Origin of the sequence: Streptomyces sp. NPDC092296, from assembly GCF_044755465.1 — a bacterium.
Classification (GTDB): domain Bacteria; phylum Actinomycetota; class Actinomycetes; order Streptomycetales; family Streptomycetaceae; genus Peterkaempfera.
The window spans coordinates 1-1,075 of record NZ_JBIVRB010000039.1; the positions used below are offsets into that span (position 1 = coordinate 1).

2 protein-coding genes are annotated in these 1,075 nt (G+C 69.2%); both read right to left on the reverse strand.

Annotation, left to right across the window (positions count from 1 at the left end; all coding sequences use genetic code 11):
• Positions 1-539: condensation domain-containing protein (locus ACIQGZ_RS29575; RefSeq protein WP_402607822.1), on the reverse strand; the 539-nt coding region annotated here is incomplete at its 3' end.
• 1 nt (position 540) lies between these two features.
• The coding region (locus ACIQGZ_RS29580) for a hypothetical protein (protein WP_402607824.1) at positions 541-1,075 on the reverse strand (535 nt) is incomplete at its 5' end.

Sequence of the window (1,075 nt, forward strand, 5' to 3'; positions counted from 1 at the left end):
GGGGTGGTGCGGCGCATGCCGCTGTCGTCGCCCCGGCGTTCGTACAGCTCGAAGAGGTCGTCCAGCAGCACCGGCACCGACCAGCCGTCCACCAGAATGTGATGCAGCGTCACCAGTAGCCTGAAGCGCCCCCTGGTCAGCCGGACCAGGACGAATCGCAGCAGGACGTCCTCGTCGAGGACGAACCGTCGAGCCCGCTCCGCGTCACGCAGCGCCTCGAAGGCACCCTCCACCGCGTCCGGGCGCTCACCGGTCAGGTCGACCTCGCGCCACGGCGACTCCACGGTGCGACGCACCACCTGAACCGGTTGCTCCAGGCCCTCGTGGACGAACAGCACCCGCAGGTTGGGGTGGCGGCGCAGCAGCGTGTCGGCGGCGGCGCGCAGCCGGGCGGCGTCCAGCGGTCCGCGCATCTCCACGGCGAGCTGGACGGTGTAGACGTCCGGCCCTTCGTCGTCGTACAGCGCCTGGAACAGCAGCCCGTGCTGGAGGGGCGAGAGCGGAAGTACGTCCTCAATCGGGCTCTGGGCGATCGTCACGTCACTTCCTCAGCTTTGCTTCGAGTAGGTCGATGTGCTGTTGGGTGAGTTGGGTGAGTGGGAGGTCGGAGGGGGTGAGGCCGCCGGCCTGGGGGTCGTGGGCATGGGTGGCGAGGGCCTGGAGTGCCTGGTGCCAGAGGGTGCCGAGGTGCTGGATGTCGGTGGTGGTGAAGAGGGCTGCGGGCCAGGTGAGGTGGGTGGTGAGCTGGGGTCCGTCGGGGGTGTCGTGGGTGGCGGCGGTGATCTCCAGGGCGTGGGTGAAGGGCATGTCGGGTTCGCCGGGGGCGGGGGTGGGGTGGGTGTGGTCGATGGTGGTCCAGTGGGGTTGGTTGGGGGTGGTGTTGGGGGTGTTGCGGGTGTTGCGGGTGGGGTTGTCGGGGGTGGTGTTGTCGGTGGGGTTGGGGTCGTTGGTGGTGGTGAATCGGCCGAGGTAGTTGAAGCCGATGGTGGGGTTGGGGTGTTGGGCGAGGGTTTTGGCGGTGTCGGGGTTGAGGTGGCGGAGGAGGCCGTAGCCGATGCCGTGGTCGGGGATGGTG